Genomic DNA, 18,808 nt, shown 5'->3' with positions numbered 1-18,808 from the left:
AATAATTGAGTCGTATGTTCGCGTTGGTGGCTTTGTACCCCACACAACACGGCATGTAGCTCCGAGGCAACTTGGGGTTATATGGTCAAGCGAATAAGCGCACACGGTGGATGCCTAGGCGGTCAGAGGCGATGAAGGACGTGGTAGCCTGCGAAAAGTGTCGGGGAGCTGGCAACAAGCTTTGATCCGGCAATATCCGAATGGGGAAACCCACTGCTTCGGCAGTATCCTGCAGTGAATTCATAGCTGCTGGAAGCGAACCCGGTGAACTGAAATATCTAAGTAACCGGAGGAAAAGAAATCAACCGAGATTCCCTAAGTAGTGACGAGCGAACGGGGAGCAGCCCTTAAGCTGGAATGGCTTTAGAAAAACAATCTGGAAAGATTGGCCATAGAAGGTGATAGCCCTGTATTTAAAAGGGCCACTCCAGTGAAGACGAGTAGGGCGGGGCACGTGAAACCCTGTCTGAATATGGGGGGACCATCCTCCAAGGCTAAATACTCCTGACCGACCGATAGTGAACCAGTACCGTGAGGGAAAGGCGAAAAGAACCCCGGAGAGGGGAGTGAAATAGATCCTGAAACCGTGTGCGTACAAGCAGTAGGAGCTCGCAAGAGTGACTGCGTACCTTTTGTATAATGGGTCAGCGACTTACTGTTCGTGGCAAGCTTAACCGTATAGGGGAGGCGAAGGGAAACCGAGTCTGATAAGGGCGCATAGTCGCGGGCAGTAGACCCGAAACCGGGTGATCTAGTCATGGCCAGGGTGAAGGTGCCGTAACAGGTACTGGAGGCCCGAACCCACGTCTGTTGCAAAAGACGGGGATGAGCTGTGATTAGGAGTGAAAAGCTAATCGAACCCGGAGATAGCTGGTTCTCCTCGAAAGCTATTTAGGTAGCGCCTCGGACGAATACTACTGGGGGTAGAGCACTGTTATGGCTAGGGGGTCATCGCGACTTACCAAACCATTGCAAACTCCGAATACCAGTACGTACTATCCGGGAGACACACGGCGGGTGCTAACGTCCGTCGTGAAAAGGGAAACAACCCAGACCCACAGCTAAGGTCCCAAATTCACTGCTAAGTGGAAAACGATGTGGAAAGGCATAGACAGCCAGGAGGTTGGCTTAGAAGCAGCCACCCTTTAAAGAAAGCGTAATAGCTCACTGGTCGAGTCGGTCTGCGCGGAAGATTTAACGGGGCTAAGCAGTGAACCGAAGCTTGGGGTGCATAAAACTTGTTTTATGCGCGGTAGAGGAGCGTTCCGTAAGCCTGCGAAGGTGGATTGAGAAGTCTGCTGGAGGTATCGGAAGTGCGAATGCTGACATGAGTAACGATAATGCGGGTGAAAAGCCCGCACGCCGAAAGCCCAAGGTTTCCTTGCGCAACGTTAATCGACGCAGGGTTAGTCGGTCCCTAAGGCGAGGGCGAAAGCCGTAGTCGATGGGAAGCAGGTTAATATTCCTGCACCTCGCGTGAGTGCGATGGAGGGACGGAGAAGGTTAGGTGTACCGGGCGTTGGTTGTCCCGGGGAAAGGCGGTAGGTTTGGATCTTTGGCAAATCCGGGATCCTTTAAGACCGAGCACCGAGACGAGCCTTTATGGCGAAGTCACTGATACCACGCTTCCAGGAAAAGCTCCTAAGCTTCAGCTCACGAAGACCGTACCGTAAACCGACACAGGTGGGTAGGATGAGAATTCTCAGGCGCTTGAGAGAACTCGGGTGAAGGAACTAGGCAACATGGCACCGTAACTTCGGGAGAAGGTGCACCCTTTTTGGTGGCTCATGCGAGCTATAGCTGAAGAGGGTCGCAGAAACCAGGCCGCTGCGACTGTTTATCAAAAACACAGCACTCTGCAAACACGAAAGTGGACGTATAGGGTGTGACGCCTGCCCGGTGCTGGAAGGTTAATTGATGGGGTCAGCCGCAAGGCGAAGCTCTTGATCGAAGCCCCAGTAAACGGCGGCCGTAACTATAACGGTCCTAAGGTAGCGAAATTCCTTGTCGGGTAAGTTCCGACCTGCACGAATGGCGTAACGACAGCGGCGCTGTCTCCACCCGAGACTCAGTGAAATTGAAATCGCTGTGAAGATGCAGCGTTCCCGTGGCAAGACGGAAAGACCCCGTGAACCTTTACTATAGCTTTACACTGAACGTTGAGTTCGTCTGTGTAGGATAGGTGGGAGGCTATGAAACTGTGGCGCTAGCTGCAGTGGAGCCATCCTTGAAATACCACCCTGTCGTGCTTGACGTTCTAACCTAGATCCGTTATCCGGATCAGGGACCGTGTATGGTGGGTAGTTTGACTGGGGCGGTCTCCTCCTAAAGAGTAACGGAGGAGCACGAAGGTACGCTCAGCGCGGTCGGACATCGCGCACTGTGTGCAAAGGCATAAGCGTGCTTGACTGCAAGATCGACGGATCAAGCAGGTACGAAAGTAGGTCTTAGTGATCCGGTGGTTCTGTATGGAAGGGCCATCGCTCAACGGATAAAAGGTACTCCGGGGATAACAGGCTGATACCGCCCAAGAGTTCATATCGACGGCGGTGTTTGGCACCTCGATGTCGGCTCATCACATCCTGGGGCTGTAGTCGGTCCCAAGGGTATGGCTGTTCGCCATTTAAAGTGGTACGCGAGCTGGGTTCAGAACGTCGTGAGACAGTTCGGTCCCTATCTGCCATGGGCGTTGGAAGTTTGAGAGGGGCTGCTCCTAGTACGAGAGGACCGGAGTGGACGAACCTCTGGTGTTCCGGTTGTCACGCCAGTGGCATTGCCGGGTAGCTATGTTCGGAAGCGATAACCGCTGAAAGCATCTAAGCGGGAAGCGCGCCTCAAGATGAGACTTCCCGGGGCACAAGCCCCCTAAAGGAACCATATAGACTATGTGGTTGATAGGTCAGGTGTGTAAGTACAGCAATGTATTGAGCTAACTGATACTAATGATCCGTGCGGCTTGACCATATAACCTCAAGTTGCCTTGGTCCCAACGAACGTTGGTAGATCACCAAACGCAAGCTACGTCACAAGTTACCTATGCGAGACGAGCGCTATCAAGCGCTGCTCCAACCGTCTCCCTGGTGAAATTAGCGCTGTGGAACCACCCGATCCCATCCCGAACTCGGAAGTGAAACGCAGCTGCGCCGATGGTAGTGTGGCTCAAGCCATGCGAGAGTAGGTCATCGCCAGGGGCTTTACCCGAAACCCTCAGTCCAACAGGACTGAGGGTTTCTTTTTGTGCGAAATTTAAGCCACCTGGCCAAAGCCAAAGCCAAAGCCAGAGCCAAAGCCAAAGCCAGAGCCAGAGCCAGAGCAAAGCCAAAGGCAGAGCTGAAGCCGAGTAGCGCCAGGGCAGTCGGGCACTTCAGGCGCATCCCTTGGAACCTTTGCCACGCTGTGATCGGGGCCTCATCGACATGTAGCGCAGTAGCTGACGCGTCGGTTCACGCAGGTCACTGACACGGCCCAAGGTTGAGCTTCTTTCTTACCTCTGTTCCCTGATTTTCACGTCGATGCCGAGAGGGAGGTACTCGCAGCGATGCTGTTGTGTAGCAATGACCTACCGCTTACTTCTACGCAATGCAGATCTACGGGCACGAGACCTTATGCGGACATCTCGGCACAACAAAAAACCCCGCGATGCGGGGTTCTTGTTTTCCTCAGCGAGCCAAGAGATGGCCTGAAATGGTTTGGGCTGGATCTCAGTCGCCCAGTGTCAGAAGCGAGGCGTTGCCGCCTGCGGCCGTCGTATTCACGGTGACGACCTTCTCGGTGGCGAAACGGAGCAGGTAATGCGGGCCGCCGGCTTTCGGGCCGGTACCTGACAGACCCTGGCCGCCGAAGGGTTGTACGCCGACGACCGCGCCGATCTGATTCCGGTTGACATAGACATTACCGACCGCGACACGTGTGGTGATGCGATCGATGGTCTCGTCGATGCGCGAGTGCACGCCCAGGGTCAGCCCGTAACCGGTGGCGTTGATCTGATCGATGACGGCGTCGAGTTGGTCGGCTTTCCAGCGGATGACATGCAGGACCGGTCCGAAAATTTCGCGCTGCAGCTGCGCGAGTGAGGTCAGCTCATACGCGCGTGGGGCGAAAAAGCTGCCGTTGGCAGTGGCGGGATCCAGGATGGTGGTGCCGATCAGGCGGGCTTCGCGATCCATGCGCGCCGCATGATCGTCGAGGATCTTGAGCGCATCTGCGTCGATGACGGGGCCAACATCGGTGGACAGCAGCGCAGGATCGCCGATCTTCAGCTCTCCCATTGCGCCGGCCAGCATGGTCATGACCTTGTCGGCGATGTCGTCCTGCACGAACAGCACGCGGGCCGCCGAGCAGCGTTGGCCGGCGGACATGAAGGCGCTGGAGATCGCGTCCTTGACGACTGCTTCCGGCAACGAGGACGAGTCGGCGATGAAGGCGTTCTGGCCACCGGTTTCGGCAATCAGCACGCCGATCGCGGCATCGCGAGACGCCAGGGTACGGTTGATGACGCGCGCGGTCTCCGTGGAGCCAGTGAAGGCGACGCCCGCCACGCGCGGATCATTGGTCAGCGCAGCGCCGACGGTGGCGCCGTCGCCCGGCAGGAACTGCACGACCGCTTCGGGGATACCCGCTTCGTGCAGCAGCTTCACTGCAGCGTAGCCGATCAAGTTGGTTTGCTCTGCAGGCTTGGCGATCACGCTGTTGCCGGCAGCCAATGCGGCGGCGACCTGGCCGAGGAAGATAGCGAGCGGGAAGTTCCAGGGGCTGATGCAGACGAAGACACCGCGGCCATGCAGCTGCAGTTCGTTGGATTCGCCGGTTGGCCCGGGCAGACGCTCGGGTGCGCCGAACTGCGCGCGTGCCTGGGCGGCGTAATAACGCAGGAAGTCGACCGCCTCACGCACTTCTGCCACGGCGTCGGGCAGGGTCTTGCCGGCCTCCTTGACGCAGATCGCCATGAACTCGGGCATGCGTGCTTCGAGCAGGTCGGCGGCATGCTCCAGGATGGTGGCGCGGCTGGCCGCCGGCGTGCGGTTCCAGGCCGGCTGCGCGGCAGCGGCAGTTGCCAGCGAGGTCTGCACGGTGGCCGGATCGGCCGGCTGCCAGTGCCCGACCGTTTCGCGTCGGTCAGCCGGGTTGCGCACCGCCTCGCTCTGCGTGTTGATCACCGCGCCGGGCACCAGTGGGGTGGCCTTCCACGGCTTGATGGCGGCATTGAGTTGCTCGGCCAGCTGCCGCAGATCGTTGTCGTTGGCGAGATTGGCGCCCATGGAGTTTTTCCTGTGTTGGTTCTGGCTGCGCAACAGATCGGTGGGCAGCGGAATCTTGGGATGCGGAATGGAGCCGAACGAGGACACCGCTTCGACCGGATCGCGGATCAGGTCTTCGATGGCAACGTCCTCGTCGGTGATGCGATTGACGAAGCTGGAATTGGCGCCGTTCTCGAGCAGGCGACGCACCAGGTACGGCAGCAGATCCTCGTGCGAGCCGACCGGTGCGTACACGCGACAGGGCAGCCCCAGGCGATCGGTCGGAATCACTTCGGCATACAGGTCATCGCCCATGCCGTGCAGTTTCTGGTGTTCGTAATGCTTGGTCGTTGCGATTGCGCGTACCGCCGCGATGGTCTGCGCGTTGTGCGTAGCGAACATCGGATACAGCGCATCGCTGTGCGCGAACATGCGGCGCGCGCAGGCCAGATACGACACGTCGGTATTCTGCTTGCGGGTAAAGACCGGGTAGCCGGGGTGGCCTTCGATCTGTGCGCGCTTGATCTCCGCGTCCCAGTACGCGCCCTTGACCAGACGCACCGGAATGCGACGGCCGACGCGGCGCGCCAGATCGGCGAGAAAATCGATCGTATACGGCGTGCGCTTCTGATACGCCTGCACCGCCAGGCCATAGCCCTCCCATCCATCCAGCGACGGGTCCGAGAAGGTGGCCTCGATGATGTCCAGCGACAGTTCCAGACGGTCGGCTTCTTCGGCATCGACGGTGTAGCCGATGCCGTAGGACTTGGCCAGTTGCGCCAGCTCGAGCACGCCCGGCACCAGTTCGGCCATCACGCGTGCGCGCTTGGCATGCTCGTAGCGCGGATACAGCGCGGACAATTTGATCGAGATGCTGGGCGCCGCAAAGACATCGGTACCGACGAAGCTGCCGCTTCGGCCGATCGCGTGGATGGCATCGCGGTACGCCTGCAGATAGCGCTGCGCATCCTTCATGGTCAATGCGCCTTCGCCGAGCATGTCGAACGAATAGCGGTAATCGGCGTTGTCGCCCTTGCGCGAGCGCGACAGGGCCTCACCGATGGTGCGGCCCATGACGAACTGGTGGCCCATGATCTTCATCGCCTGGCGCACCGCCAGGCGAATCACCGGCTCGCCGACGCGGCCGATCAGGCGCTTGAACGCACCCGGCACGTCGGCACGGGTGAGGTCGTTGAGCTGCACCAGCTTGCCGGTGAGCATCAGGCCCCAGGTCGATGCGTTGACCAGCACCGAGTCGCTGCCGCCGACGTGTTTTTTCCAGTCCGCATCGCCGAGCTTGTCGCGGATCAGCTTGTCTGCGGTGTCCTGGTCGGGAATGCGCAACAGCGCTTCGGCCACGCACATCAGCAAGACGCCTTCTTCGCTGCCCAGGTCGTACTGGCGCATGAAGGCTTCGATCGCGCCCTGATCCTGCGCACGTGCGCGGACGCGGGTGACAAGATCCGCGGCCACCGCCTGCACCTTGGCCTGTTCGGCGGCGGGCAGACGCGCCTGGTCGAGCAATTCGCGGACGTGCTCGGTTTCGTCCTTGAGCCAGGCGGCGGTGATCGCCGCACGCAATGCGCCGGGTGCGGCAGGCAGCTCGGGCGCCAGCAGCGGGCGCGCAACTGAGGGAGAGGCAAGCTGGTCGAGCTGAGCGTTCATGCGAAGGGTGCCTGGGAATCCTTGCTCATTCTAGAGAGCCGCAGCCCCTGCGCACTTGTGTGGAAGCGGCAGCTTTTCCGCCGTTTTGTGCACGTGGCCGGTGCAGGCCCAAAACGGACTCGATCCTTGCCGGCCGCAGCCGCGGGCATCGGCACATGCACCGGGAAGTGATTGATTTACGCGTGTTTTTAGCTGCACTGCAGCAATCGCATGATTGCCGGAAAACGCTTGCCGCATGCGTTCGTGCGGGTCTACCATCGGGCCATTCCCGCAGTGCGCTGCGTGTTGCCAATGATCGAAGTACTGCCGTTGATGTCCGAAGGGGTCGGGACGCAGTTGCGGTTGCGGCCTCCGCGGGCATTGTCGGCCAGGCAATTCGTGCAGCTGTTCGCAGTGTTGGCGGGAACGATGTGGGTATTTGCGGGCCTGGGGTGGTGGACCGGCAATGCATTCGCGCCGGTGTTCGCCCTGTTGCACAGTGGTGTGGTGGCGCTGGCGCTACGGCAGTTGTGGCGAAGTGGCGAGCGCGAAGAAGCGATCCGGGTAGGGGAGACCGTTGTCGAGGTGTTTCCATCCGGACATGCGCCACCAGCGTTTCAGGCACATCCGCATTGGGTGCGGTTATGCATGGAACGCGACGACAGGGTGGTGCTGGTCAGCAGCGGCAAGCAGATCGAGATTGGAAGTTTTCTCGGGCCGGCCGAACGTGTGGAACTGGCAACTACGCTGAAACGCTTGCTCGCGGCCGCCAATGGCCGTCACCGATGACGTAAGGGTCTAGGCAATGACGCAACGCAGCAGCTGGAAGGCGACGTATCCGAAATTGGCTTTGGCGATGCTGGCGCTGTCGAGCGCCTCGGTTGCCTGGGCGCAATCGGCCGACCCGAAGGAATGGCAGCTCAACATGGGCCGCGGGGTCACCCAGACCGCGCGCATGGCCTACGAGGCGCACATGGTGGCGCTGTGGGTCTGCGTGGTGATCGGCGCGCTGGTGTTCGGTGCGATGGGCTATGCAATCTTCAAGTTCCGCAAGTCCAAGGGGGCGGTGGCCGCGCAATTCAGCCACAACACCACGGCAGAGGTGCTGTGGACGGTGATCCCGGTGCTGGTGCTGATTGCGATGGCCTGGCCGGCAACGGCCAAGCTGATTGCGATGTACGACACCCGCGAGTCGGAAATGACCGTCAAGGTCACCGGCTACCAGTGGATGTGGAAATACGAGTATCTGGGCCAGGGCGTGGAGTTCACCAGCCGGCTGGCGCGCGAATCCGATCGCATTCGCCAGAGTGGCGAGCGTCCGACCGCTGCATCGCAACCGCATTATCTGCTGGACGTGGACAATCGCCTGGTGCTGCCGGTGAACACCAAGATCCGTTTCGTGATCACCGCCGACGACGTGATCCATGCGTGGTGGGTGCCGGCCCTTGGCTGGAAGCAGGACGCGATCCCCGGCATCGTCAACGAGGCATGGACCAATATCGAGCAGCCGGGCGTGTATCGCGGGCAGTGCGCCGAGTTGTGCGGCAAGGATCATGGTTTCATGCCGATCGTGGTGGAAGCGCTGCCCAAGGCCGAATTCCAGCGCTGGCTGGCGGCCCGTCGCAGTGCCAGCGCAGCGCCTGCCGCACCGGCCGGCACCCCGGCGCCGGCGTCCACACCTGCAGCACCGCCTGCCGGTGAGGCCGCTCCAGCCGCAGCGCCTGCTCCGACCGCCGCACCGACCGCCGCTCTTTAATCGCCCGCAACCGCACCGCTTCGTAGAGGTCGTTCCGTCATGGCGCATACCGCAGTCGATCACCACGGACACCACCAGCCCGGTTTCGTCGAGCGCTGGTTTTTCTCGACCAATCACAAGGACATCGGCACGCTGTATCTGTTGTTTTCCTTCGTGATGTTCATCATCGGCGCGGCGATGAGCGTGGTGATCCGCGCTGAACTGATGCAGCCCGGGCTGCAGTTCGTCAAGCCGGAATTCTTCAACCAGATGACCACCGTGCATGCCCTGGTGATGATCTTCGGCGGGGTGATGCCGGCCTTCGTCGGCCTGGCCAACTGGATGATTCCGCTGCAGATCGGCGCGCCGGACATGGCGTTGCCGCGCATGAACAACTGGTCGTTCTGGTTGTTGCCGGTGGCGTTTACCTTGCTGCTGCTGACGCTGTTCCTGCCCGGCGGTGCGCCGGCCGGCGGCTGGACGCTGTACCCGCCGTTGTCGCTGCAGGGCGGCTACAACGTGGCCTTCAGCGTGTTCGCGATCCATGTGGCCGGCGTCAGTTCGATCATGGGCGCGATCAACATCATCGCCACCGTGCTCAACATGCGCGCGCCGGGCATCGACCTGCTGAAGATGCCGATCTTCTGCTGGGCCTGGCTGATCACCGCCTTCCTGCTGATCGCGGTGATGCCGGTGCTGGCCGGCGCGGTGACCATGCTGCTGACCGACAAGTTCTTCGGTACCAGCTTCTTCAATGCGGCCGGCGGCGGCGACCCGGTGATGTACCAGCACATCTTCTGGTTCTTCGGGCATCCGGAGGTCTACATCATGATCCTGCCGGCGTTCGGCGTGGTCAGCGAGATCATCCCGACCTTCAGCCGCAAGCCGCTGTTCGGCTATCAGGCGATGGTCTATGCGATCGCGGCGATCGCGTTCCTGAGCTTCATCGTGTGGGCGCACCACATGTTCACCGTGGGCATGCCGCTCGGCGGCGAAATCTACTTCATGTTTGCCACGATGCTGATCTCCATCCCGACCGGGGTGAAGGTGTTCAACTGGGTCAGCACGATGTGGAAGGGCTCGCTGACGTTCGAGTCGCCGATGCTGTGGGCGGTGGCGTTCGTGATTCTCTTCAGCATCGGTGGATTTTCGGGTTTGATGCTGGCAATCGTGCCGGCGGATTTTCAGTATCACGACACCTATTTTGTGGTCGCGCATTTCCATTATGTGCTGGTTACCGGTGCGGTCTTCGCGCTGATTGCGGCGGTGTACTACTGGTGGCCGAAGTGGACCGGGCGGATGTACAACGAGACTTGGGCCAAGTTCCATTTCTGGTGGACGATGGTGTTCGTCAATCTGCTGTTCTTCCCGCAGCATTTCCTTGGCCTGGCCGGCATGCCGCGGCGGATCCCCGATTACAACGTGGTGTTCGCCGACTGGAACCTGATCAGCTCGATCGGCGCGTTCGGCATGTTCGCCACACCGTTCCTGATGGCCGGCATCCTGCTCGCCTCGCTGCGCAGCGGCGCCAAGGCCGACGCACGTGCCTGGGAAGGCGCCAAGGGACTGGAGTGGACGGTGCCGTCGCCGGCACCTGCGCATACCTTCACCGTGCCGCCGGTGATCAAGCCTGGAGATCTTGCGCATGAAGACATCGGTCACTGAGTCCGCGCCGCCGGCTGTGGCACGTCTGCTCTCCGCTGCCGAACGGCAGGCGCAACAGCGTCGTGCGGTGCGCCGCACGGCGATCACCGTCGGCATCATCGCGCTGCTGATCTATGCGGGTTTCATTGCGTCGGGAGTCATCGGGCGGTGAACGCGCGGGCGCCCGCACCTGCACCGACGGCCGGCCTGTTCAAGCTGCTGGGCGTGGTGTTGGGCGTGTTCGTGCTGACCTTTTCGCTGGTGCCGCTGTATCGCATCGCGTGCGAAAAAGTCTTCGGCATCCGCATGGAGCGCGCGCCGGGCAGTACGCGCGGCAATGCCGCTGCGAGTGCAGGGGCTGGCAAACGCACGGTGCGGGTGGAGTTCGATGCCGGGGTCAATTCCAAACTGCCGTGGACCTTTCATCCCGAGCAGATGACGATGGATGTGGTGCCGGGCGAACTCAACGAGGCGCTGTACTTCGCACGCAACGACAGTGCGCGGGCAGTGGTCGGCAGTGCGGTGCCATCGGTCGCACCGGCGCGGGCATCCGGATACTTCAACAAGACCGAATGCTTCTGTTTTACCGCGCAGACCTTGCAGGCCGGCGAAACGCGCGACATGCCGCTGCGTTTCATCGTCGACCCGGCGCTGCCGCCGGAAGTCACCACGATCACCCTGTCCTACACGTTCTATCGCAACGACACCCTGACCTCGGAGTTGCAGGGCGGTGGCGCATCCAGCGCGCCGCGCGCGGCGCCTTGATCCTTCATCCACACGCAGCACCGACACGGAAGCAACGCCATGGCCGACCATAGTCCCAACGCCGATGCGTATTTCGTCCCGAGCCAGAGCAAATGGCCCTTTGTCGGGTCGATTGCGATGTTCGTGATGATGATCGGCGTGGCCAGCTGGCTCAACGATGCGGCATGGGGGCGCTGGACGTTCTTCATCGGCATGGCGATGTTGCTGGCGACCTTGTTCATGTGGTTTGGCGATGTCATCCGCGAATCCAACGCCGGGCACTACAACCGCCAGGTGGACGGCTCCTTCCGCATGGGGATGGTGTGGTTCATCTTTTCCGAGGTGATGTTCTTCTGCGCCTTCTTCGGCGCGTTGTTCTACACGCGTGTGCTGACGCTGCCCTGGCTGGGCGGCGAAGGCGATGGCGTGATGACCAACGAACTGCTGTGGAACGGCTATTCCGCTGCATGGCCGACCAATGGCCCCGGCACGATCGGTGGGCAGTTCCAGACCATTCCCGCCTGGGGCCTGCCGCTGATCAATACGCTGATCCTGCTCAGCTCCGGCGTGACCTTGACCATTGCGCACCACGCGCTCAAGGGCGGCCGTCGCGGCGCGCTATTGCTGTGGCTGGGCCTGACCGTGCTGCTGGGCTGCGTGTTCCTGTTCCTGCAGGCCGAGGAATACATCCACGCCTACACCGAGCTCAATCTGACGCTGGGATCGGGCATCTACGGCTCCACCTTCTTCATGCTCACCGGCTTCCACGGCATGCACGTACTGCTGGGCACGATCATGCTGGCGGTGATGTGGCTGCGGGTGGCGCGCGGGCACTTCACCCGCGACAACCACTTCGCCTTCGAAGCGGCGGCCTGGTACTGGCACTTCGTCGACGTGGTGTGGCTGGCGTTGTTCCTGTTCGTGTATGTACTTTGAGGGCGGGGATTGGGGAGTCGGGATTGGGGATTCGCAAGAGCGATCCGCGTTTGCTGTTACCAATCCCCAATCCCCAATCCCATCGGCCGCGTCAGCGGCCGAGCCCATGGGGTTTGATCCAGCCGGTGTAGATGCCGAGGATCACGACGGCGATCAGTGCGACCGATAGACCGATGCGCCAGGTCAGTGCGTTGACGGTGCGCTTGGTTTCGCCACGGTCGGTGAGCAGGTAGTACAGGCCCGCACCCAGGTTCCACAGGATCACGATCAGGAAGGCGACAATCAGCAACGTCTTGAGCGAATCGTTCACAACAGCCCCGGTGGTCGTCGGCGTGGTAGCGGCATTGCACGCCTTTTTGCGTCGCTTGTCATGACGCGCAAGCACACGGCGGTGTTGGGATGGTGTCTGGCCGTGCTGGTCAGTGCGGGGTTTGCGGCGCTTGGTCAGTGGCAGCTGCAGCGCATGCACGACAAACAGGCCTTGCTGGAACGCGCAGCGCATGTGCGGCAGACGCCGTTGACCCTGGTGCAGGCGCTGGCCACGCCGCATGCGCTGGCCTGGGTGAGCGGAGAGGTGCGGTTCCTGCCGCAGCAGGTGCTGCTGGACAACCAGCTGCATGCCGGGCGCGCCGGTGTGCGGATCTATCAACTTGCCGCGCCGCAAGGCAGCCCGGTCACGCTGCTGGTCGATCTGGGCTGGCTGCCATTGCCGGCCAATCGGCAGTTGCCGACGATCACCCCGCTGCAAGGCACCCGGACACTGCAGGGCTTGCTGAGTGCGCCGCCGTCGGCCGGACTTGCGATCGGGCCGGCGTTGGCCGCCGGCAATGCGCCGCAGACCTGGCTGGCCACGCGCCTGGATACCAGCGCCCTGCGCAGCGCGTTGGGCAGGCGCGACATTTCGTCGCAGGTCCTGCGCCTGGATCCCGCCCTGCCGGTCGGGTATGCACGCGACCTGGAGATGCTGCCGAACACGCTGCCACCCGCGCGGCACTTGGGTTATGCGGTGCAATGGTTCGGTCTGGCCGCGGCCGTGCTGGCCACTGCGACGCTGCTGAGCTGGCGTGCGCGTCGCCGCCGTCAACGCGGGCACTGACGCCTGCGGCATGAGAAAATCGCCGGCATGACCTCCTCCACATCGGCCACGCCGCATTCGGTCAAACGCGGCCGCAGGATGCTGATTGCCCTGGCGTTGCTGTTCTTCGGCTCGATGTTGCTGGCCGGCGTGCTGCGCTTCTCCGGATGGCAGCCGGCATCGATGCGCAATCACGGCGAACTGCTCAAGCCGCCCGCCGACCTGCGCGGGTTGGTGCCGGTGCGCGCGGACGGGCAGCCGTATGCCTGGACGCCTGCAGAACGTGTGTGGCGGATTGCGCTCGCACCGCCTGCCGGCTGCACGCAGCATTGCGTGATGTTGGCGGCCGAACTGGACAAGGTATGGCAGCTGCTCGGCCATCGCGCCGACAAGGTGGAGGTGTTGTGGATCGGCGCCCCGCCGGCCGGTCTGCCGCCGATGCCGGCCCTGCGTGTACTGCGCGACGACGCGCGGCTGCGGCAGGGCCTGCCGCGTGCCAACGATGCCGCCGGCGTGCCGGTGTATGTAATCGACCCGAATGGCTTCGTGATCCTGCGGTACGCCCCGGGGTTCGACCCGGCCGGCCTGCGTGCCGATCTGGTCAAGCTGCTGAAACTGATGTGAGCCCGTTTCGATGAATCTGTTTGCGCCACCGGCATTGTTCCGCCACTTCCATCGCATGGCCTGGCTGGCTGCGTTGTTCACTGCGAGCACGATCCTGTTCGGGTCGTTCGTGCGCCTGTCCGATGCCGGCATGAGCTGCCCGGACTGGCCGACCTGCTACGGCCGCGTCACCTGGCCGCAGACCAGCGACGAAGCCAATACGCATGTGGCCAGCAAGATCCGGCCGCTGGAATCGCACAAGGCCTGGCGCGAGCAGGTGCACCGCTTCCTGGCCGGCGCGCTCGGGGTGGAGGTGCTGGTGCTGTCGTTGCTGGCGGTGCGCCGCCGCCGCATGGGCATCGCCCAGGTGGTTTCTGCCGCGGTGCTGGTGGCTTTGTCGATTCCGCTGTACATGTCCGGCTGGCACAGGCTGGCGTTCGGCGTGGCGATCGCGGGCGAGGCCATCCTGCTGCTGGCGGCGCTGCGCTGGAGCAACATCGACCTGGCGCGTGCGGCGGTGTTGACGCTGGCGGTGGTGATCTTCCAGGCGCTGCTGGGCATGTGGACGGTGACGCTGCTGCTCAAACCCATCGTGGTGATGGGCCATCTGCTCGGCGGCATGCTGATGTTCTCGCTGCTGGTGTGGATGGCCTGGCGCGCGACGCATCTGCCGATCACGCTGGCCGATGCCTCGCGGCTCAAGTGGCTGCTGCGTGCGGGTGTGGCGGTGCTGGGCCTGCAGATCGCCCTCGGCGGCTGGGTCAGTGCCAATTACGCGGCGCTGGCCTGTGGCGGCGGTAGCTGGTCGGCCGACAATTTCCCGCGCTGCGTCAGTCAGTGGTGGCCGCCGCATGACTTCCGCGAAGGCTTCACGCTGTGGCGCGGGATCGGGGTGGATTACGAAGGCGGTGTGCTCGATGGCGCAGCGCGTATCGCCATCCAGATGGCGCACCGGTTGTGGGCAATTGCGACGGCGCTGTATCTGTGGTGGCTGGCCTGGCGCCTGTCGCGTTCGCCGGGCATGCGGGTGTGGGCCGGTGCGCTGGCGGTACTGGTGGCGGTGCAGGTGACGCTGGGCATGCTCAACGTCAAGTTGGCGTTACCGCTGGAAGTGTCGGTGCTGCATAACGGCGGCGCGGTCGCATTGTTGTTCGTGCTGGTCTCGCTGCTGGCGCGGCTGCGCGCGCCGGAGTGAGCATGGCTGTCAGCGCACGCGATTACTGGGATCTGACCAAACCCAAGGTGGTGGCACTGATCGTGTTCACCGCCTTGGTGGGCATGTTCCTGGCCATCCCCGATGTGCCGACGTGGGTGCAGGTGCGCACCGGTGCGTTGGGCTTTCTAGGCATCTGGCTGGCGGCGTCGGCGGCGGCGGCGATCAACCAGTTGCTGGACGCCAAGATCGACGCGCAGATGGCGCGGACCTCGTGGCGGCCGCTGGTGGTGGGCAAGGTGCGGCCGTGGCAGGTGCTGCTGTTTGCCGGCGTGTTGATCGTGATCTCCATGACCATCCTGGTGGTCTGGGTGAATGTGATCACCGCGGTGCTGACGTTTGCGTCGCTGATCGGTTACGCGGTGATCTACACCGTGTACCTGAAGCGTGCGACCTCGCAGAACATCGTGATCGGCGGCCTGGCCGGCGCCACGCCGCCGATGCTGGGCTGGGCCGCAGTGACCGGCTTGCCGACCAGCGCCGACTGGATCAACGCCTCGCTGCTGGTGCTGATCATCTTCATCTGGACGCCGCCGCATTTCTGGGCGCTGGCGATCTTCCGCCGTGCCGATTACGCCAAGGCGGCGATCCCGATGCTGCCGGTCACCCATGGCGTGCCGCATACGCGCAAGCAGATCCTGGTGTACACGGTGCTGCTGGCGATCGTGACCCTGCTGCCGGTGGCGGTGGGCATGAGTGGGCTGTTCTACCTGGGCGGCGCGGTGGTGCTCAACGTGGTGTTCCTCTGGTACGCCTGGCGCATGCTCGACCCGCCGGACGAGCTGTTCTCGATGAAGATGTTCGGTTACTCCATCGTCTACCTGATGGCGCTGTTCGCGTTTCTGATGGTGGACCACCTGCTGTTGCCGTGGGTGCGCTAGCGGCAGCGAATGCCCGCTGCTGCCATCAAGGCGATCGATAGGGCTGCGACCGAGGCAGCCGTCAGGCGGATGCGGTCGGTGGCTGGGACCGGCCCATCTCGCTCTTACACACCCGTTGTGCGTGCCGTTGGGCATCCGGCGCGCAATCGCTACTTAATGCACTCAAATTCGCCGCGTTGCGGGCTGCTCGCTCACGCCGGCTCAGCTCAACCAGCTGGCGCAGTCGCTGGTGTTCTTGCTGTCGCAGCTGCTCTGCATCTTCTGCTGCAGGCGCGTCAGCACCGCATTGCCTTCCTGGCGATGCTGCTTGCTCCAGGTCTTCAACGTGGCGCCCAGCGTGGCGAAGCGCTGCCGGGTGCGTTGGCGGTAGCCATCGGGCTGCCCGGCCAGCTCGCCGATCACCTGCGTGGCAGCGGCCTCGATGCCGGCGGTGTCGTCCGGGCTGAGCCGGATCAGGCCATCCACGTACATCACGCCCCATTGCACGCGAGTGGCGGGGCCTTGCGCGCTTTCGTACGCCTTCCTGAGCCAGGACAACGCGGTCTTCTTATCGCCGCGTTGTTCGGCCAGATCGGCCAGCTCGGGCATGTAGTAGTAAGGCGTCTTGCTGCGCGTCAACTCGGCCAGCAGCAACTGTTCGGCGCCGCTGCGGTCGCCCACCTCGCCGAGCAATGCCGCGGCGGTGCTGATGGTGGATTGGCGCTCCTCATCGGTCCTGGCGGTGTCGGTCGCCCATTGCACGCGTTGCTGCACGGTGTCGACCACGGCCTTGGGCAACGGCGGTTGCGGGCCCTTGGCCTCGGTTTCGGTGGGCTGGCCTTGTGCCAGGCGTGCCAGCTGGATGCGCGCATACGCGGTGCCGAGCCGGTCGGCGATCGGCAGTGCGGTGTCGGCGTAGACCTTGTCCAATGCCAGATTCAGCGCATTGGACAAGGCAGTGCGCTCACCGGCATCGCTGCTGGCAGCGGCGACCAGCCGTGCAGGCATGTAGCTCAGCGTGCCGAGATTGGCGCGCACCTCTGCCGGATCGGCCAGCACTGCTTCCAGCAACGTGCGTGACGCCGCGCTGGGTGCAGGCGGTTCCTTGGCTGCGGTAATCGCTGTCAGGGCGAAGCTGCGTTGCAGGGCCGGCTGTGGCGCCGACCTGGACAGGCGCGTGAGCACATCCACGGCCTGCTCCGGCTTGACCAGCCGATCGTCGGTGCCCCAGGCATAGTTGCCGAGCACGGCCCAGTCGTCCGCGCTGAGCTGCTGCGGGGTCTGCAATGCGGTGTCGAGCAGTTGCCTGGCGGTACTGGTGCTCTTGGCCGCGACCCGCAGCACATCGGCCAGACGTGCGTTGTCGGCATCGCCGGCCAGGCGGGTGATCTCGCTGCGATCCGGGCGCAGCACGATGATGGTGGGGTAGCCCTTGATGCCGAAGCGCTCGCCCCAGGCCTGCGCGCCCTCCGAATCGCCGTCCAGATGCACCGCCACGAATTGCTGGGTGCGGGCGATGAAGGTCGGGTCCTTGAACAAGGTGGCCTTCAGGCGATTGCAGGGCGGGCACCAGGCCGCACCCCAGTACAGCAGGATCGGCTTGCCGCTTTCCCTGGCCTCGGCGAAGGCATCTTCGACATCGCCCTCGCGCCAGGCGATGCTGGACGCAGGCGCCGGCGTGGCGGCCGCCTTGGTCTGTGTCGGGGCTGGCGGCGTGGCGGGCTTGTTGCAGGCAGTGAGCGTGGCCAGCACCGCCAGCAGCGCGATCAGGGACGGGGCAGGGCGTCGGAACGATAGCGTCATGGCAATCACCGATGGGGGCGGCAGCAAGGTGGATCGAACACTCTAGCGAGCGGCACTGTGCCAGCGTCGGAGTGCGTCATAACCGTTGTATATCTGCTTACAACCGGCACCGGCACGCAACGCGAACCGGTGTCGCGTCGGGCGTAGCGGGCCGGCGATGGCGCGCAGGCAACGCGCCGGCGGCAAGCAAGCCTTTGCAGGGCACGCCGCGTGGGATGCGCCATGTGTCGTCGATCAGACCACCGCCGTGCAGTGGCCGTTACCTTCAATGACCACCGGGAGTGATCTGCGGCTCGCCCGGCGCGTTGCGCGCATAACGCGCGGCCACGAATGCGCAGACAATGAGCTGTAGCTGGTGATACAGCATGATCGGCAACACGATCGCGCCCAGGCCACCGCCGGCGAACATCACCTTGGCCATCGGTACGCCGGTGGCCAGGCTCTTCTTCGAACCGCAGAACACGATCGCGATCTCGTCGGCGCGGTTGAAGCGCAGGCGCCGCGCGATGAAGGTGATCGAGAGCATCGCCACCGTCAGCAACAACGCGGCGGCACCGAGCACCGCGAGCAAGGCCGGCAACGGCGTCTTCTGCCACAGACCTTCGTTCACCGATGCGCTGAAGGCGGTGTAGACCACCAGCAGGATGGTGCCCTGGTCGGTGTAACGCAGCACGGCGCGATGCCGTTCGACCCAGCCGCCGATCCACGGGCGCATGAAATGGCCAGCCAGGAACGGCACCAGCAACTGCAGCAGGATCTTGCCGATCGCCTCGGCCGGGTGCGCCATCGCGCCCTGGCTGCCGACCAGGGCGCCCATCAGCAACGGTGTGAAAAACACCCCCAGCAGGCTGGAAAGCGAGGCGGCACACACGGCCGCCGGCACGTTGCCGCGCGCCATCGAGGTGAAGGCGATCGACGATTGCACCGTGGATGGCAGCGCGCACAGGAACAGCACGCCGATATACAGCTCCGGTGTCAGCGCAAGATGCGCGAGCGGTTTGAACAACAGCCCGAGCAGCGGGAACAGCACGAAGGTGCAGGCCAGGATCACCAGATGCAGGCGCCAATGCAGCGCGCCGGCCTTGACCGCCTCGCGCGACAGGCGCGCGCCGTGCAGGAAGAACAGCGCGGCGATCGCCACGTCGGTGACATCGTCCATGACCGCCGCGGCGGTGCCGGAGACCGGCAGGAACGAGGCGAGCGTGACCGTGCACAGCAGCGCGAGGGTGAATGGATCAATGCGCAACCGCGCCAGCCAGTGTTTGATCATCGTGCGTATTCAGGGGGAGGGCTGCCTGCAGAGTGCCATTGTAG

General features: G+C 63.1%; 14 protein-coding genes and 2 rRNA genes. 12 read left to right on the top strand and 4 right to left on the bottom strand.

Annotated features, from left to right (window positions below; translation table 11 throughout):
- Positions 1-83: 83 nt before the first annotated feature.
- Together ABQ039_RS17985 and rrf are read left to right on the top strand one after the other, a co-directional pair.
- Positions 84-2,964, top strand: a 23S ribosomal RNA gene (locus ABQ039_RS17985).
- Positions 2,965-3,076: 112 nt separating this feature from the next.
- Positions 3,077-3,191, top strand: a 5S ribosomal RNA gene (rrf, locus tag ABQ039_RS17980).
- Positions 3,192-3,701: 510 nt separating this feature from the next.
- On the opposite strand, the gene putA is transcribed toward rrf, so the two are convergent.
- Positions 3,702-6,902: a bifunctional proline dehydrogenase/L-glutamate gamma-semialdehyde dehydrogenase PutA gene (gene putA / locus ABQ039_RS17975; RefSeq protein WP_349778404.1), complete on the bottom strand. Its 3,201-nt coding sequence runs from the start codon at positions 6,900-6,902 to the stop codon at positions 3,702-3,704.
- A 291-nt stretch (positions 6,903-7,193) separates the two neighbouring features.
- Between putA and ABQ039_RS17970 the strand changes: the two genes are divergently transcribed.
- From ABQ039_RS17970 to ABQ039_RS17945, 6 genes are read left to right on the top strand one after another with little or no spacing between them, the layout of a single operon-like run.
- Positions 7,194-7,670 carry a DUF2244 domain-containing protein gene (locus ABQ039_RS17970; protein ID WP_016902801.1) on the top strand — a complete coding sequence of 159 codons (477 nt, stop codon included), beginning with the start codon at positions 7,194-7,196 and terminating at the stop codon, positions 7,668-7,670.
- Positions 7,671-7,686: 16 nt separating this feature from the next.
- Positions 7,687-8,637 carry a cytochrome c oxidase subunit II gene (gene coxB / locus ABQ039_RS17965; RefSeq protein ID WP_024938844.1) on the top strand — a complete coding sequence of 317 codons (951 nt, stop codon included), beginning with the start codon at positions 7,687-7,689 and terminating at the stop codon, positions 8,635-8,637.
- A 39-nt stretch (positions 8,638-8,676) separates the two neighbouring features.
- The gene (gene ctaD / locus ABQ039_RS17960) at positions 8,677-10,281 is read left to right on the top strand and encodes a cytochrome c oxidase subunit I (protein ID WP_016902803.1); all 1,605 of its coding nucleotides are present in this window, start codon (positions 8,677-8,679) and stop codon (positions 10,279-10,281) included.
- A complete protein-coding gene (locus tag ABQ039_RS17955; protein WP_024938846.1) occupies positions 10,262-10,432 on the top strand; it encodes a hypothetical protein in 171 nt (56 codons plus the stop codon). Before ctaD ends, ABQ039_RS17955 begins: the two co-directional genes overlap by 20 nt.
- A complete protein-coding gene (locus ABQ039_RS17950; protein ID WP_039518470.1) occupies positions 10,429-11,025 on the top strand; it encodes a cytochrome c oxidase assembly protein in 597 nt (198 codons plus the stop codon). The genes ABQ039_RS17955 and ABQ039_RS17950 overlap by 4 nt, the downstream gene beginning before the upstream one ends.
- A 39-nt stretch (positions 11,026-11,064) precedes the next feature.
- Positions 11,065-11,940 (top strand): cytochrome c oxidase subunit 3, encoded by an 876-nt coding sequence (locus tag ABQ039_RS17945; RefSeq protein WP_104567873.1) that lies wholly within the window; start codon positions 11,065-11,067, stop codon positions 11,938-11,940.
- A 91-nt stretch (positions 11,941-12,031) separates the two neighbouring features.
- Here the strand turns inward: ABQ039_RS17945 and ABQ039_RS17940 are convergent, their stop codons facing one another.
- Positions 12,032-12,250, bottom strand: a complete 219-nt coding sequence (locus ABQ039_RS17940) for a twin transmembrane helix small protein (RefSeq protein WP_006449736.1) — start codon at positions 12,248-12,250, stop codon at positions 12,032-12,034.
- A 60-nt stretch (positions 12,251-12,310) separates the two neighbouring features.
- Between ABQ039_RS17940 and ABQ039_RS17935 the strand changes: the two genes are divergently transcribed.
- Genes ABQ039_RS17935 through cyoE form a run of 4 tightly spaced genes read left to right on the top strand, consistent with a single transcriptional unit; the run spans position 12,311 to position 15,712 of the window.
- Positions 12,311-13,036, top strand: a complete 726-nt coding sequence (locus ABQ039_RS17935) for an SURF1 family protein (protein ID WP_126966496.1) — start codon at positions 12,311-12,313, stop codon at positions 13,034-13,036.
- Positions 13,037-13,063: 27 nt separating this feature from the next.
- Complete coding sequence (locus ABQ039_RS17930; RefSeq protein WP_349778403.1) at positions 13,064-13,639, top strand: hypothetical protein; 576 nt, start codon at positions 13,064-13,066, stop codon at positions 13,637-13,639.
- Positions 13,640-13,649: 10 nt separating this feature from the next.
- Positions 13,650-14,813 (top strand): heme A synthase, encoded by a 1,164-nt coding sequence (locus ABQ039_RS17925; RefSeq protein ID WP_215825012.1) that lies wholly within the window; start codon positions 13,650-13,652, stop codon positions 14,811-14,813.
- Positions 14,814-14,815: 2 nt separating this feature from the next.
- Positions 14,816-15,712, top strand: coding sequence for a heme o synthase (gene cyoE, locus ABQ039_RS17920; RefSeq protein WP_016902810.1), 897 nt, complete (start codon positions 14,816-14,818; stop codon positions 15,710-15,712).
- A 201-nt stretch (positions 15,713-15,913) separates the two neighbouring features.
- On the opposite strand, the gene ABQ039_RS17915 is transcribed toward cyoE, so the two are convergent.
- Positions 15,914-17,494, bottom strand: coding sequence for a thioredoxin family protein (locus ABQ039_RS17915; RefSeq protein ID WP_215825011.1), 1,581 nt, complete (start codon positions 17,492-17,494; stop codon positions 15,914-15,916).
- Positions 17,495-17,759: 265 nt separating this feature from the next.
- Positions 17,760-18,764, bottom strand: a complete 1,005-nt coding sequence (locus tag ABQ039_RS17910; protein WP_039524893.1) for a bile acid:sodium symporter family protein — start codon at positions 18,762-18,764, stop codon at positions 17,760-17,762.
- Between the last annotated feature and the right edge of the window lie 44 nt (positions 18,765-18,808).

This window comes from Xanthomonas sp. WHRI 6108, assembly GCF_040202385.2.
Classification (GTDB): Bacteria; Pseudomonadota; Gammaproteobacteria; order Xanthomonadales; family Xanthomonadaceae; genus Xanthomonas; species Xanthomonas arboricola.
This window is presented reverse-complemented; position numbering and strand designations above follow the sequence as displayed.